At 64.4% G+C, this 13710-nt stretch carries 11 protein-coding genes; 2 read left to right on the top strand and 9 right to left on the bottom strand.

The genetic code is table 11. The features are described from left to right. Positions 1-51: 51 nt before the first annotated feature. Positions 52-999, bottom strand: coding sequence for a LysR family transcriptional regulator (locus tag HCO70_RS07305; protein WP_172294473.1), 948 nt, complete (start codon positions 997-999; stop codon positions 52-54). An 83-nt stretch (positions 1000-1082) separates the two neighbouring features. On the opposite strand from HCO70_RS07305, the gene HCO70_RS07300 reads away from it, so the two are divergent. Then, entirely contained in the window at positions 1083-1886 is an 804-nt protein-coding gene (locus HCO70_RS07300; protein WP_172294471.1) for a phytanoyl-CoA dioxygenase family protein, read from the top strand. Between the two features lie 9 nt (positions 1887-1895). Here the strand turns inward: HCO70_RS07300 and HCO70_RS07295 are convergent, their stop codons facing one another. Together HCO70_RS07295 and HCO70_RS07290 are read right to left on the bottom strand one after the other, a co-directional pair. Further along, positions 1896-3236 (bottom strand): amidase, encoded by a 1341-nt coding sequence (locus HCO70_RS07295; protein WP_172294469.1) that lies wholly within the window; start codon positions 3234-3236, stop codon positions 1896-1898. Then, positions 3233-4420 carry a PLP-dependent aspartate aminotransferase family protein gene (locus HCO70_RS07290; protein WP_172294467.1) on the bottom strand — a complete coding sequence of 396 codons (1188 nt, stop codon included), beginning with the start codon at positions 4418-4420 and terminating at the stop codon, positions 3233-3235. The genes HCO70_RS07295 and HCO70_RS07290 overlap by 4 nt, the downstream gene beginning before the upstream one ends. 59 nt (positions 4421-4479) lie before the next feature. On the opposite strand from HCO70_RS07290, the gene HCO70_RS07285 reads away from it, so the two are divergent. Beyond that, the gene (locus HCO70_RS07285) at positions 4480-5355 is read left to right on the top strand and encodes a LysR substrate-binding domain-containing protein (protein WP_172294465.1); all 876 of its coding nucleotides are present in this window, start codon (positions 4480-4482) and stop codon (positions 5353-5355) included. A gap of 6 nt (positions 5356-5361) precedes the next feature. Here the strand turns inward: HCO70_RS07285 and HCO70_RS07280 are convergent, their stop codons facing one another. From HCO70_RS07280 to HCO70_RS07255, 6 genes are all read right to left on the bottom strand, one after another. Next, entirely contained in the window at positions 5362-6510 is a 1149-nt protein-coding gene (locus tag HCO70_RS07280) for an amidohydrolase (RefSeq protein WP_172294463.1), read from the bottom strand. Beyond that, the gene (locus tag HCO70_RS07275; RefSeq protein WP_172294461.1) at positions 6511-7275 is read right to left on the bottom strand and encodes an amino acid ABC transporter ATP-binding protein; all 765 of its coding nucleotides are present in this window, start codon (positions 7273-7275) and stop codon (positions 6511-6513) included. Between the two features lies 1 nt (position 7276). Then, positions 7277-8170: an amino acid ABC transporter permease gene (locus HCO70_RS07270; RefSeq protein ID WP_216665291.1), complete on the bottom strand. Its 894-nt coding sequence runs from the start codon at positions 8168-8170 to the stop codon at positions 7277-7279. Then, on the bottom strand, positions 8167-9051 hold the full coding sequence (locus HCO70_RS07265) for an ABC transporter substrate-binding protein (protein WP_172294459.1): 885 nt from the start codon (positions 9049-9051) through the stop codon (positions 8167-8169). The genes HCO70_RS07270 and HCO70_RS07265 overlap by 4 nt, the downstream gene beginning before the upstream one ends. Positions 9052-9566: 515 nt before the next feature. Beyond that, complete coding sequence (locus HCO70_RS07260) at positions 9567-12617, bottom strand: efflux RND transporter permease subunit (protein WP_172294457.1); 3051 nt, start codon at positions 12615-12617, stop codon at positions 9567-9569. After that, positions 12614-13654, bottom strand: coding sequence for an efflux RND transporter periplasmic adaptor subunit (locus HCO70_RS07255; RefSeq protein WP_216665290.1), 1041 nt, complete (start codon positions 13652-13654; stop codon positions 12614-12616). The genes HCO70_RS07260 and HCO70_RS07255 overlap by 4 nt, the downstream gene beginning before the upstream one ends. Between the last annotated feature and the right edge of the window lie 56 nt (positions 13655-13710).

Here is a 13710-nt window from a genome sequence, read left to right as displayed (position 1 = left end):
TGGAACGGCGGCTGTCTGGTCGCCGTTCCGGCGCCCGCACGACGGATGGGACTATCCTTTTCCAGCTGCGGGTCGTGACCGCGATCTGACACCCGAGTGATTGCGTTCGCCAAAGCGGGCGTATCGCACGATGGCGTCGCGAATGGCGGTCAACGGAAGCGGCTGCCGCGTCTCGTGGGCCAGAACGACCGGCTCCACGGCAAACCCGTCCGAAACCTTTGCGCGCGCGACGGGCCTGCCGTCGTCACTCACATCGCCGGCCGGGTCGGTATAGCTCAGACCCGTTCCCTCGCCGTTGGCGGCCAGGCTGATCAGCAAACCGATGGACGACGCCCGGTGCCGCACAGCGGGGTTCACGCCAATGCGGCGGAACAGGCCCAGCATGTGCTGGATCGACAGTGTCTGGTCTGACAGGATCAGCGGCCGGTCTGCGATATCGGACAGGGCCACGTCATCCCGTCCGGCGAGCGGATCGTCCGGCATGACCCAGATCCAGGGCGAAGCAGCGGCCAGTTGCACACGCTCGAAGCTCGCGTCGAGGCCTAGGTCATAGGTAAGAGCGAGGTCGATCCGGCCCGAACGCATCGCTTCGGTCAGCATTTCGAAGGATCCGGTCCGCGTACCGATATCTGTCTCTGGGCAGGTCCGGTGAAGCTCTCCCAGGATCGGCGCCAGCCAGCGCGGGGCCAATTCGTCCAGAATGCCGAGTGTCACGCGCGTCTGCCGGGCTTGGGACAGGCCGCCGGGCCGCTCAAGCAGCGCCGCGTCTACCAGCAGCGCCTCGGCTTCGGCCAGAAACAGGCGCCCAAAAGCGGTGGGCGTGACGGCAACGCCCTTGCGCCGGACGAAAATCGCTTCACCGATGCGGGACTCGACCCGCGTGATGGCCACCGAAAGCGCCGGCTGCGAGACATTCAGTTCGTCGGCGGCGGTCGACAGGCTCCCAGCGCGGCCAACGGCGACCACATATTCAAGCTGGCGCAGGGTAACATGCAGCATTTGTTTATGACCTATTAAGAAAGATATTATTGGAAACTAATTATCGGGTGCCACAGGGTGCAAGCGAAATACAGGAGACACCGATGCCGCACCCGCTTGTTACCGAGGACCAGATCAAAGCCTTCCAGAGCGAAGGCGTCGTCCTGATCCGGGGCCTGTTCAAGGACCATGTTGAGACGTTGCGCCGCGGCGTCGAGGTCAACATGACGGAGCCCGGACCCTACGCCGCAGAGAACCTCAAGGAAGGCGACGCCGGCCGCTTCTTCGACGATTATTGCAACTGGCAGCGCATCGCCGAGTTCGAGGAGGTCATCCGCAATTCGCCCGCCGCCGAGGTGGCTGCAGACCTGATGCAATCGGCCAGCGCGCAGCTCTTCCACGACCATGTGCTCGTCAAGGAACCCGGCACGTCCAAGCCGACGCCGTGGCACCAGGACGGACCGTATTACTTCGTCGAGGGCCGGCAGACCGTCAGTTTCTGGTCGCCGCTCGACCCCGTGCGTGAGGCGTCGCTGCGTTGTGTCGCCGGCTCGCATCTGTGGAAGAAAGCGGTTCTGCCGACGCGCTGGCTGTCTGAAGAAAATTTCTATGCAGACAGCGATGTCTATATGCCGGTCCCGGACCCCGACGCCGAAGGAATGCCGATCCGCGAGTGGCAGATGGAACCTGGCGATGCGGTGGCCTTCAACTACTACATCCTGCACGGCGCGCGCGGCAACGAGAGTACCGACCGCCGCCGGGCCTTCTCGCTGCGTCTGGTGGGCGACGATGCGCGCTATGTCGAGCGGCCCGGCCGCACCTCGCCGCCGTTTCCCGGCCATGGCATGACCACGGGCGATCGGCTACGGGAAGACTGGTTCCCTGTGCTCTGGACCCGCGCAGCCTGAGAACACACGTCATTCGGCGATAGGCGGCCTTCGGTTGGTAAGGCCAAGGGCTGCCTGCAGGACATGCCCCGCCCGCAGCACCAGCGCATCCTCTCCATGCCGGCCGACGAGTTGAAGCCCAATCGGCAGTCCCGAAGCCAAAAAGCCGCCGTTCAGCGACAGCGCCGGATTGCCCGTCAGGTTGAAGGGCCGGTTCAGGGAAAGGTCGGTGACGCCCGGCAAGAACTCATAGCCCCGCGGCTGGGCGGGTTTGAGCATCGTCGGAAGGATCAGCAGATCCACCTTTGCCATTCGCTCTGCAAGGTCAGCCTTCAGCACTTCGCGCCGACGCAGTGCGGCAATGTAGATATGCGCGAGCTGTTTCTTGCCATCCTCTAGCCGCGCCCGGGCGACCTTGCCGAAGCGATCCGGAAATGTGCGCAACTCCGCACCGTGCTCGGCATATTCCTCGGGCCATGTGATTGCCTTGGCCGTGTCCGAGTAGGTGGCGAAGGCGTCAAGTCGGATGGTCGACAACTGCCCACCGCGACCCTGCAGCAGCGAGATCGCGTTCTCCATCGCCGCGCCGGTCTCTGGGTCCAGGTCCGGATGCCCCTCGTAGAAGTCGCGAACGACGCCGATGCGGATCCCTCCGATGCCGCCGCCGAGGTCGATTGCCGGCAGGTCGGCCATGGCGGTCAGCATCAGCGCGCAGTCTTCCACAGTCCAGGCCAGCGGGCCAAGGCAATCCATCGTCCGCGAAAGGGGCAGCACGCCGGAGGCACTCACCAGCCCGTCAGTCGGCTTCAATCCGGCAACGCCGCACCAGGCGGCTGGGGCGCGGATTGAGCCGGCGGTCTCGGTACCGACGGACCCAGGGCAAAGCCCGGCGGCCACGGCAACGGCAGAGCCGCTGGAAGAAGAACAGGCGTCGCGGGACAGATCCCACGGATTACGAGGCGAAGGCCACGGGCCGTCCGTCCGGGTACCCCCGACGGCATATTCCGAGGTCGCTTGCTTGCCGAGGATGACCGCGCCTGCCCTGCGCAGCGCCGCAACCACGCCCGCATCCACCGTCGCGACATGATCCCGCCGATGTTCGGCCTGCGCTATTGTCGGCAGGCCGGCCACGTCGATGAGGTCCTTGATGCCGATGGGGATGCCATGCAGTGGTCCGCGTGGCCCGCCGGTGGCAATCTCTGCTTCCGCTTCCCACGCCTCGGCCAGCACTGTCTCGGGCTGTACAGTCATGAAGGCGTGCAAGCTCCCGTCGAAAGCGGCAATTCTCTCCAGACAATGCGCAGCCAGGTCAACAGGCGAAACCTCGCGCCGCGCAATCAGCCGGGACCACTCGGCAAGGCTGTGCGTCAACGCGCCGCTTCCCGTCGCGTCGCGTTCTCAAGTGCGGCAAGGAACCTCTCCACGTCGGCCCAAAGCTCGTCTTCCGCTTCAAGACCAACCGACAGGCGCAGCACTGGCTCTGCCTCTCGCCACACGGTCGCGCTACGGTAATCCGAGACCGGCATTGGCGCGACAAGACTGCGCGTGCCGCCCCAGGAAGCACCGATGGCAAACAACTCGAGCGCGTCGAGCGCGGCTGGAAGCCGCGCAGCCACATCCGGCTGGAAGACCACGCTGAAAACGCCACTCGTGCCAAGGAAATCGCGTGAGAACAGTGCATGGCCCGGATCTTCTTCCAACGCCGGATGCAGAACTCGCGCCAACTGCGGACGGCCTTGCAGCCGCCGCGCGAATTCAAGCGCAACGCGGCCCGAATGGCGCAGCCGCACACCAAGCGTCTCCGACCCGCGCAGCACCAGCGCGGCATCGTCGGACGAGACGCCAATCCCCATCCGTCCCATCAGCGCCCGTACCGCTTCGGCCGCACCCGTATCGCGCAACGAAAGCGATCCCATAAGTACGTCTGAATGGCCGGAGACATATTTTGTCAGCCCCTCGGTGACGATGTCGGCCCCAAGGGCGATCGGTTTCAAATTGAGCGGTGTCGCCCAGGTGTTGTCGACGCCAAGCAGCGCGCCGCCGGCATGTGCGATGGCGGCGGCGCGTGGCAGGTCCATCACCTCCATCGTCGTCGAGCCGGGGCTTTCGACCCAGACCACCCGGGTCTGCGGCGTCATCTTGCTCTCCAGATCCTCCAGCGACACCGGGTCGAAGAATTCGACAGCCACGCCCATTCGCAAAAGGTCACTCAGGGCCATGTCACGGACGGGCGGGTAGACCGTGTCGGCCAGCAGCAGATGATCGCCCGCCGTCAGAAAGGCGAGCAGCGCCACAGCATTGGCCGCCTGACCGGAAGGCAACAGGAAGGTTCGCGCCGCGCCCTCCAACGCCGATAGCTTGGCTTCCAATGTGCGCGTCGTCGGCGAACCGTAAAGGCCGTACGAATACCCGTCCGGACCGCGCTTGCCCCGAGCGGCGTAAGTGGCCGCATCTTCGAACACTATGGTCGACGCGCGATGAACACCGACGCCGAGCGGATCGTAACCCTCGGTCGAGACACGCGGCGTGAGAACACAGGTGGTCAGGTCGTCCATGATTATTCCATTCTCTTCAGCACTGTACCCAACTCATTCCGGAATGTTATGAGACGGATATGAACCTTCATCAGATCGAAGTCTTCAGAGCCGTCATGACCACCGGCACAACCTCGCGAGCTGCCGAGGTGCTGCATGTCTCCCAGCCTGCCGTCAGCAAGACGATCCAGCTTCTCGAACATTCGATCGGCTTTTCCCTGTTCAACCGCGTTAAGGGGCGCCTGCAGCCGACCGCGGAGGGGCAGCTCTTTTTCCGCGAGGTAGAACAGACCATCGTCGGCATCGCCCATCTGCGTGGCGCTGCCGCGCGCATCCGTGATTACGGTTCTGGCGAATTGCGCATCGCCTGCCTTTCCGCACTGTCTACCAATGTCGTGCCGCGTGCGCTGAGGGTGTTCCTTGACCGCAATCCAAAGGTTGCCATTACCTTTCAGACCCGGATGTCCTCGGTGGTCCGCGACCTGGTCGCCTCCGGCCAATTCGACCTGGGCCTCGCCGCCGACGAAATCGACAAGACCGGGCTCGACGTGCGCGAATTCGTGCGCCAGCGTGTCGTCGTCGCGCTGCCCGAGGGGCATCCCCTTGAAGCGCGCAAGGTGATCCGGCCGGGCGATCTGGCTGGCGAACCCTTCATCGCTCTCTCGCCCGAAGATACCGCCCGGCGCGAGGCAGAGCGTGCCTTCGCCGAGGCTGGTGTGACGGCCCGTACGATCCTTGAGACGCCTTACTCGACAACGATCTGCGCAATGGTTGCCGCCGGATTGGGGATCGGCCTCGTCGACCCGCTGACAGCCGAACCTTACGAAGGCCGCGGCCTCTGCCTTCGCCCGTTCGAGCCGGTCATCCACTTTCGCACATTGCTGATACTCCCGCCGAACCGGCCGGCCTCGGCGCTGGTGATGGAGTTCATCGAAGACCTGACGCACGCGCTCTGACATGGCCTAGTCCTTCAGCGCCATGCGCGCGACTGTGGTCATGAAAGAGATCGCCGGCCCTAGCACCGCGTCGTTAAAGTCATACCCCGACTCGTGGAGCTTGCCGTCCGGCCCGACCGGGCCGTTGCCAATCATGACATAGGAGCCGCCGCGGCCCTGATCGACCATGAAGGCGAAATCGTCGCCACCCATGACAGGCCGGATGTCGCGCGTCGTCTTCAGCCCTGCCGCCTCCGCCGCCTTCACCGATAGCGCCGACTCCTCCGGTGTGTCGGCCATGACCTTGCCCGCGGTCGTGATATCGTAGATCGCTTCCACCCCCATCGCCGCCGCAGTGCCCTCGATGATTGCGCTCATCCGCGCGATCACAGCCTTGCGCAGTTCGGGGTTGAAAGTGCGCAGTGTCCCCTTGATCGTCACTTCGCCGGGAATCTGGTTCGAGGCGGTGCCGCCATGGATCGTCGAGCAGGTAAGGGCCACCGTCTCCATCGGATCGACGTTGCGCGAAACCACCGAGTTCAGAGCAACGATCAGGTGCGCTGCCGCCGTGACCGGGTCGCGGGTGTCGTGCGGCATGGCCGCATGGCCGGCTTCGCCGCGCAGAACCACTGTCCATTCGCCGCCGACCGCCATCGCGGGCCGGTCGTAGACACCGATCTTGCCCAGCTCCAGCCCCGGCCAGTTGTGCCATGCGAAAACCCGCTCGCAGGGAAACCGCTCGAACAGCCTGTCCGCGATCATCGCCTTGGCGCCCTCGCCATTCTCCTCGGCGGGCTGAAAGATCAGGTGGATCGTCCCGCTCCAGTCCTCGTCCCTCGACAGCGCCTCCGCGATGCCCAGCAGCGCCGCGGTATGCCCGTCATGCCCGCAGGCATGCATCACACCGGGATTGGTGGAGGCATGGGCGAAGCTGTTGGTCTCCTGGATCGGCAGGGCGTCGATATCGGCGCGCAGCCCGACCGAACGGTTAGAGCCTGGCCGGTGCAGCCGCGCGACAACGCCATGCCCGCCGATGCCCGTCTCGTGCTCGATCCCCATCTCGGTCAGCCGGGCCGAAATGAACGCCCCGGTCTCGGCCTCGTGGCTCGACAGTTCGGGATGGGCGTGCAGGTGGTGTCGCCATTCGGTCACGCGGGTCAGAAGATCGGACGTCATCTATAGCACCTTCGACAGGAAAGCTTGGGTTCGCGGGTTCTGCGGGTTCGCCAGCACCTCGCGCGGTTTGCCCGCCTCCACGACGGCCCCCTGATCCATGAAGATCAGGTGGTCCGCCACCTCGCGGGCAAAGGCGATTTCATGGGTGACGAGCATCATCGTCATGCCAGAGGCGACGAGGTCCTTGATGACGTCCAGCACCTCTCCGACCAGCTCGGGATCGAGCGCCGAGGTCGGCTCGTCGAAGAGCATGACTTCCGGTTCCATCGCCAGCGCCCTGGCAATGGCAACACGCTGTTGCTGACCGCCCGAAAGCTGGCTTGGATAGCGCCCGCCGAGGCCGTGCAGGCCCACCCGGTCGAGCAGCGCCTGCGCCTTTGCGTTTGCCTCCATGCGGCGCAGTCCCTTCACCTGCACCGGTCCTTCCACGACGTTCTGCAGGGCCGTCATGTGCGGGAAAAGATTGAAACGCTGGAACACCATGCCCGTCCGCCGACGCTGCGCCGCGATTTTCCGAGGGTGGAGCACATGAAATCGCCCGTCGATCTCTCGGTAACCCTGCAACTCACCGCCAAGGAATACCCGGCCGGCGGAGATGGTCTCCAACTGGTTGATGCAGCGAAGGAGCGTCGATTTGCCCGAGCCGGAGGGCCCGATCGCAACGCAGACCTCGCCGCGGGTGATGGTCAGATCGACTTCGCGAAGCGCGTGGACGAACCCGAAGAACTTGTGAACCCCTTGCAGGCGGACGGCAGCGGTCTCCATCTCAGACCCCCTTGCCGAAGTGACGCTCAAGCCAGGCCTGGCCCATCATGAGGACCGAGGTTACGGCGAGGTACCACGTCGCCGCGACCATCAGCATCGGCACCGGAAGAAACAGCCGGTTGGCAATGGAGTTGGTGACGAACATCAGGTCTAGCGTAAAGGGAATGGCCAGCACCAGAGAGGTCAGCTTGAGCATGCCGATGGTCTCGTTTCCCGTGGGCGGCACGATAATCCGCATCGCTTGCGGCATCAGGATGCGCCACCAGATCTTGCCGCGGGACATGCCGATGGCTTCTGCCGCTTCTGTCTGCCCCTTGTCGATGGCGCGGAATCCGGCGCGAAAGATCTCGGCCAGGTAGGCGCTCTCGTTGAAACCAAGACCGAAGATGGCGGCGGTCAACGGGGTGACGATATACTTGGTTTCGATCGAGATGATGTCCGGTCCGAACGGATTGGAAAATGACAGCACCGGGAACAGCACAGCAAACAGGCCCCAGAACAGAAGCTGCGTGTAGGCGGGCGTGCCACGAAAAAACCAGACCCAGACCCAGGCGAGACCCTTCAAGATCGGGTTGTCGCTCTCGCGCATGATCACGAGCGCAATGGCTATGACAGCGGCCAGTAGCATTGCCACCACGGTCAGGATCAGTGTCCACATCACGCCGCGCAGGACCTGGCGGGAAAAGAGCCACTCCCAGTAGACCTCCCACCGGAAGTTTTCGTTGTGGGCCACCGCCTGGGCGGCCGAAATCGTGACCATGGCGAGGATCACCACCGCTACCCAGCGCCACGGATGTTTCCGGGGGACGACAACGTTGAGGGCAACGGAGGCGCCCTCTTCGGGGCGCCCCACTTCTGTCTGGTCGCTGGGCAAGAGATCGGTTCCGTAGGTCAATGGTCGACGTGCGGATTGATCTCTGCGGTTTCGATGGACAAGGACAAGCCCCAGGCTTCCATCAGGTCGCCGTAGGTACCTTCTTCGATCAGCTCGTTCAGCGTATCGGCGATGAGCTGGGTCAGTTCGGGATCGGACTTGGCCACGGCGATGCCGTTCAGGCCGGTCTGGCCGAAAATGCCGGCTCCCGGCAGCCCTTCGAGCATCCCGTTCGACTGTTTGATGGCGAGTGCGATTGTGCTGTCGCCGCCAACCGTCGCATCCGCGCCGCCGGCAGCCACCCGTGTCAACGCCTCGGGCTGAAGTCCGAAGGGCAGCATGGTGATTGCCTCTTCCCCGTCGGCCACGCATTGGTCGGAGATCTTGATGAGCTGGGTTTCGTCCCAGCTCCCCGTCGCCACGGCGATCAGACGGCCACAGAGATCAGCTGGGTCGAACTCCGTCGGATTGCCAGCCTTGACCGCCCAGAGGCTCGTGGATCTGAAGTAGCTGACGAAATCCACCACCTCCATCCGCTCCTGCGAGATCGAGAAGGCGTTCAGCCCAATGTCGAACTTGCTGCCGAGTGCGGGAAGAATGGCATCGAACGGCGAGGTCTGGCTTTCATAGGTCAGCCCCCACTTGGCGGTAATGGCATCGCCGATGTCGATGTCGATGCCCTCCGGCGTCTGACCGTCGGGCCCGGCCAGATACTCCCAGGGCGCATAGGCGTTGTCAGATCCGCCGACAAGCACGCCGGCTTCGCGGATACGCTCGGGCACGCGCGCGGCGAGCTCCGGGTTAACCTCTATACCCGATGTGTCGAACCCCTCGGCGAGAACCTGCCCCGAAAGCAGGATCGCGGCGGTGGCAAACAGCGTGAAACTGGCAGTGAATTTCATGGATTGTCCCCTGTTGTCAGACCGGCATTGCCTGACGTTCGCAGTGGAAAGGTGTTCTGTCCAATACGGATTTTTGCCGACTCTATTCTAAAACGGAATAGATTTTCCGGCGCACTTTTCTGCGCGTTGCCGCGGACACGGCCACTTCCGTGCCGGCGCAAAATGGCTGCGGAAAACGAAATCTCGTCATTCGCGCTTTTGAGGCAGGCTATAGACGTTGGCTTGATCGTAATCGGCGCTGGATGTGCAGCCTAAGGCAATTCAAAACAGCAGGACGCCCTCAGGAGCCTTGTCATGTTACGAGAACCGTGCCGCAGACTCTCGCATGGCCCTGCTGACGTCCCGCCACCGTCGAGCAGATGAAATTCACAACTGCCCCGCTTAAGCTCCTTCGCCTTGACACCTCCGTCTAGCGAACCCTGACCCCGGGCGAACCTGCAGATTTCCTGCGCCTGTTGCGCAGGGTAGTCGTGGTGGCGGGATAGCGATCCCTCCGCCCCTAGGCCGCGCCACACTCAGTCCGTCACGGCTGCGCGGGCGTCCTTTTCTGCCGAGCGGCGAAAGAAGATCACATAAAGCACCGGCGCGGCGATCATCGTCAGCAACGTGGCGAAGGCCAGGCCACCCATGATCGTGACCGCCATCGACTCGAAGAAGCTGTCGCCCAGAAGCGGCGCCATGCCGAGGATCGTCGTCGCCGCCGCGAGGAAGACCGGGCGAAGACGCGAGGAAGAGGCCTCGACGACCGCCCGGTCGAAAGGCACGCCTGCAGCGCGGGTCAGGTCGATTTCCTCGATCAGCACGATGCCGTTCTTGATCAGCATGCCCGACAGCGACAGAAGCCCCAGAAGCGCCGTAAAGCTGAAGGGAAGGCCAGTGCCCAGCAGCCCGATTACCGCGCCATTCACAGCCATCGGCACCAGAAGCCAGATGATCAGCGGCTGCCGCAGCGCACCGAACAGAAGGACCGAAATTAGGATCATCGCCAGGAAGGTCATCGGCAGCTTCGCTCCCAGCCCGCCGACCGCGTTGCCGCTGCTTTCGAACTCGCCGCCCCACGCCATGCTGTAGCCGGCGGGCAGGTCAAGCGCCTCGATCTCGTCCTTGATCAGCGCCAGCGCGGTGCTGGCCGTAATGTCCTGCGGGATGTCCGCCTGGATCGTCAGCGTGGGTACCCGGTTCAGCCGCTTGATCAGCGTGCTGCGGGGCTCCACCTCGATGCCGTCCAGCATCTCGGCAACCGGCACGTATTCCGATGCCAGCGAGGACCAGACGAGCGTATCCATGACCTCGGTCGGCTCTCCATCCGCGCGCGACCGCAGGACCACGGGGATAAGGCGGTCACCCTGACGGTACTGGGCGACGGTGCGGCCTGTGGTTTCCATCTGGATGGCCGTAGCCACGTCCGCGCGCGTCAGACCGGCGATCCCGGCACGGTCAGCGGCATAGTGGGGCACGTAGGTCGGCTCAAGGTCGCGCCAGTCGGTGCGGATGGTATGCAGCGCCTCCCCTGCACCGCGCAGGATCTCTTCCATCTGTTCAGCGATCCGGCGCAGCTCGACCGGGTCGCGGCCAGAGATCCGGATCTCGATCGGCGCGCCGCTGTTGCGACCGAAGGCAAGCTGCTGAGTGCGGAATTCGCCCTGCTGCAGTTCCTCGGACGCGAAAGATTCCAGGGCGCGCCGCAGGTCGGGCATGTCTTCCAGATCGGCGGCGCGGATGATCAGGTGCCCGTAGGACGCCGTCGATTCTTCCGACGAATAGGTCAGCATGAAACGGGTCGCACCGGCGCCGACGAAGGCGTCGACCGATTGCACCTCGTCGCGCGCCATCAGCCAGTCTTCCAATTGCCTCAAGTCGGCGCTGACGCTGTGGATATCGCTGCCCTGGCGCAGCTTGTAATGCGCGTAAAGCAGTGGCGTGTCCGAGACCGGAAACAGCTGGTTCTCAACCTTGGTGAAGCCCCAGAAGCAGGCCGCCGTGGTACCCACCAGCGCAACGACCACCAGCCAGCGCAGCCGGATCGCGCCCCGCAGCACCAAGGCAAAGGCCCGGAAGACGAGGCCGTCGTAGCTTTCATCGGCGCGCTGGTCCCGCTTGAAGACGTAATGCGCCAGCAACGGGGTCACGGTCAGCGCCAGAAGCCAGGACAGGGTCAGCGAGATCAGGATGACGGCGAAGAGCGAAAACATGAATTCGCCCGTACTGTCCTGCGACAAGCCTATGCCCGAGAAGGCCATGATCGCGATCACCGTCGCGCCCAGCAACGGAATCTGCACACGATTGGCGGCATCGTCGGCCGCATCGCGCGAGGACCGCCCGGCCAGCATCTTCAGCTGCATGCCCTCGGCCACGACGATGGCGTTGTCGACCAGCATCCCCATGGCGATGATCAGTGCGCCAAGGCTGATCCGTTGCATTTCGATGCCGAAGATCGCCATGAAAAAGATCGTCCCCACGACCGTCAGCAGCAGCGTAGCCCCAACCACGATGGCCGCGCGCCAGCCCATGAAAAGCCCGAGCACCGCGATCACAATGGCGACCGAGGCAGCCAGGTTCACGAGGAAGTCGGTCGAGGCCTCGTCGACGACGATGTGCTGCTGGTATATCGGGTACAGTTCGACCCCGGCGGGCAGATCGGCGCGCAGCTCTGCAAGGCGTGCGTCCACCCTGTCGCCGATATCGACGATATTCTGCGTCGCGATGCCGGCGATGCCGATGGTGAAGGCCGGGACGCCATTGTGCCGTATTAGCTGCCGCGGGACTTCGTCTCGGCTGCGGTTGACCTGCGCGATGTCGGTCAGGCGCAGGACCCGGTCGCCGACGGTGATCGTCAGCTCGGACAGCGCCTGCAGCCCATCGGTGCCCTCGGGAAAGTCGATGCCGATCCGCAGGTCGCCTTCTCTGACAGAGCCGGCCGTGGTGACGCTGGTGGCGGTTTGAAGCTGATTGATGATGGTATCCGGCGACACGCCGAGGTTGGACAGGATGCCCATATCGGGGATGACGGTGATAACCTCCTCCGGCAGGCCCGCAAGCGAGATGTCCGCGACCCCGTGGACCGCAAGCAGCTCGCGCCGCAGCCAGGTGGCGACCTCGTGGACTTCGAGGTCGGTGAAGCCCTCGGCCGTCACGGCCATGAAGATGCCGTAGACGTCACCGAAGCCGTCATCGACCCGCGGGTCGCGCACCGCGTCCGGAAGCCCCGCGGCGGCCGCCTCGACCTTGTTGCGCAATTCTTCCCAGATGGCGGGAATGTCCTTTGCCGGTACGGTCGACGCCAGCTCGACCGTAATCCGCGACACGCCCGGACGGTTCGACGAGGTGATCTTGTCCACCTCGCCCATCTGCTGGATCGCGGATTCCAGCGGTTCCGAGACCTCGCGGGCCACCTGCTCGGCCGAGGCACCGGGATAGGATGTCGTCACCACCGCCTGCTTGATGGTGAAGGCCGGGTCTTCCAGACGGCCGACCGTGGCATATCCCCAAAGGCCGCCGCCCAGAAGGCAGACGATCAGGATCCAGGTCAGGAGGGCCTTGTCGATCGAAGCGCGGGCGATCCTCATTTCCCGCCTTCCGCGTCCAGCAGACCCTCGTAGCGCCGCACGGCATCACCGTCCGACAGGCGCCAGGCGCCGGTAGCCACGATTTCGCTGCCCGGCTCGGGGCCGTCCAGCAGAACGAACTGCCCGTCCGGGCCGGGGGCGATCCGCACCGGATGCGCCGTCAGAACGTTCCCGGCTTCAAGAACAAGCACCTGCGGTGTTCCGTCGGCGGCAAAGCGGACGGCAGTCGCCGGAACCAGCGTGCGGGCATCCGCTCCCGCCCGCGCCAGCGTCAGCCTGACAGAGACAGAGGCACCGGGCAGAAGCCGTGCCGGCACCTCGCCGTCGAACGCCAGCGTCAGGCGGAAAGTCTGCCCGACCTCGGACGCCTCTGCGGTCAACTCCCGGAACACCAGCGGGACCGGATCGGCCGCGCCGCCCAACAGCGCCTCGGCCGCGACCTGCGGGTTCGCTCCGGTCTGACGCATCACCAGTTCCGGCACTTCGATGGTCACCCGAAGCTCGCTCATATCATGGATGCGCACGATGGTCTGGCCAGCCGAGACGGTCGCATAGCGCTCTGCCTCGCGATGGGCGATCAGGCTGTCGAACGGCGCGATCAGCGTTGCGTCCTCCAGCGCTGCCTCGGCGGCGGCAACGGCCACACGCGCCAGTTCGGCATCGGTGCGCGCGACGTCGATCTGCGCCTGCGGAATGATCGTGGGGCCCAGCTTCTCTTGTCGTGCAAGGTCGGAGCGGGCCAGTTCGTATTGCGCTCTGGAGCGATCGAGTTCGCGCTCGAAAGGTTCAAGGTCCAGCCGCGCCAGAACTTCGCCGGCAGGGACAAGGGTGCCCTCGGTCGCTGGCAGATCGGCAAGCAGTCCGCCGGCCTGGAAGGCTAGCTCGACCGTACTGCGCGCCGTCACCCGACCATAGAATGTCCGCACGATGGGTGTCTCCTGCGGGGCAATGGTCATAAGCTTCACGGGCGTGGCGGCGGCCTCCGCCATGATCTGGGCCGGAAGGGTCAGAAGCAGGATCAGTACGATGATACGCATCGGAAAGGCTTTCATGTCGTTCGCTTGTCCGGCGCGCCGGACGCAGGTGCGGCATC

The sequence above is a fragment of the Pseudoruegeria sp. HB172150 genome, from assembly GCF_013184805.1.
Lineage (GTDB): Bacteria > Pseudomonadota > Alphaproteobacteria > Rhodobacterales > Rhodobacteraceae > Psychromarinibacter.
Note: the sequence above shows the minus strand (reverse complement) of the source record. Positions and strands in the feature narration are given on the sequence as shown.

Coding starts and splice junctions, on each gene's coding strand:
- HCO70_RS07305 (WP_172294473.1), bottom strand. CDS start 999: ATGCTGCATGTTACCCTGCGCCAGCTTGAATATGTGGTCGCCGTTGGC.
- HCO70_RS07300 (WP_172294471.1), top strand. CDS start 1,083: ATGCCGCACCCGCTTGTTACCGAGGACCAGATCAAAGCCTTCCAGAGC.
- HCO70_RS07290 (WP_172294467.1), bottom strand. CDS start 4,420: ATGGACGACCTGACCACCTGTGTTCTCACGCCGCGTGTCTCGACCGAG.
- HCO70_RS07285 (WP_172294465.1), top strand. CDS start 4,480: ATGAACCTTCATCAGATCGAAGTCTTCAGAGCCGTCATGACCACCGGC.
- HCO70_RS07280 (WP_172294463.1), bottom strand. CDS start 6,510: ATGACGTCCGATCTTCTGACCCGCGTGACCGAATGGCGACACCACCTG.
- HCO70_RS07275 (WP_172294461.1), bottom strand. CDS start 7,275: ATGGAGACCGCTGCCGTCCGCCTGCAAGGGGTTCACAAGTTCTTCGGG.
- HCO70_RS07265 (WP_172294459.1), bottom strand. CDS start 9,051: ATGAAATTCACTGCCAGTTTCACGCTGTTTGCCACCGCCGCGATCCTG.
- HCO70_RS07260 (WP_172294457.1), bottom strand. CDS start 12,617: ATGAGGATCGCCCGCGCTTCGATCGACAAGGCCCTCCTGACCTGGATC.
- HCO70_RS07255 (WP_216665290.1), bottom strand. CDS start 13,654: ATGCGTATCATCGTACTGATCCTGCTTCTGACCCTTCCGGCCCAGATC.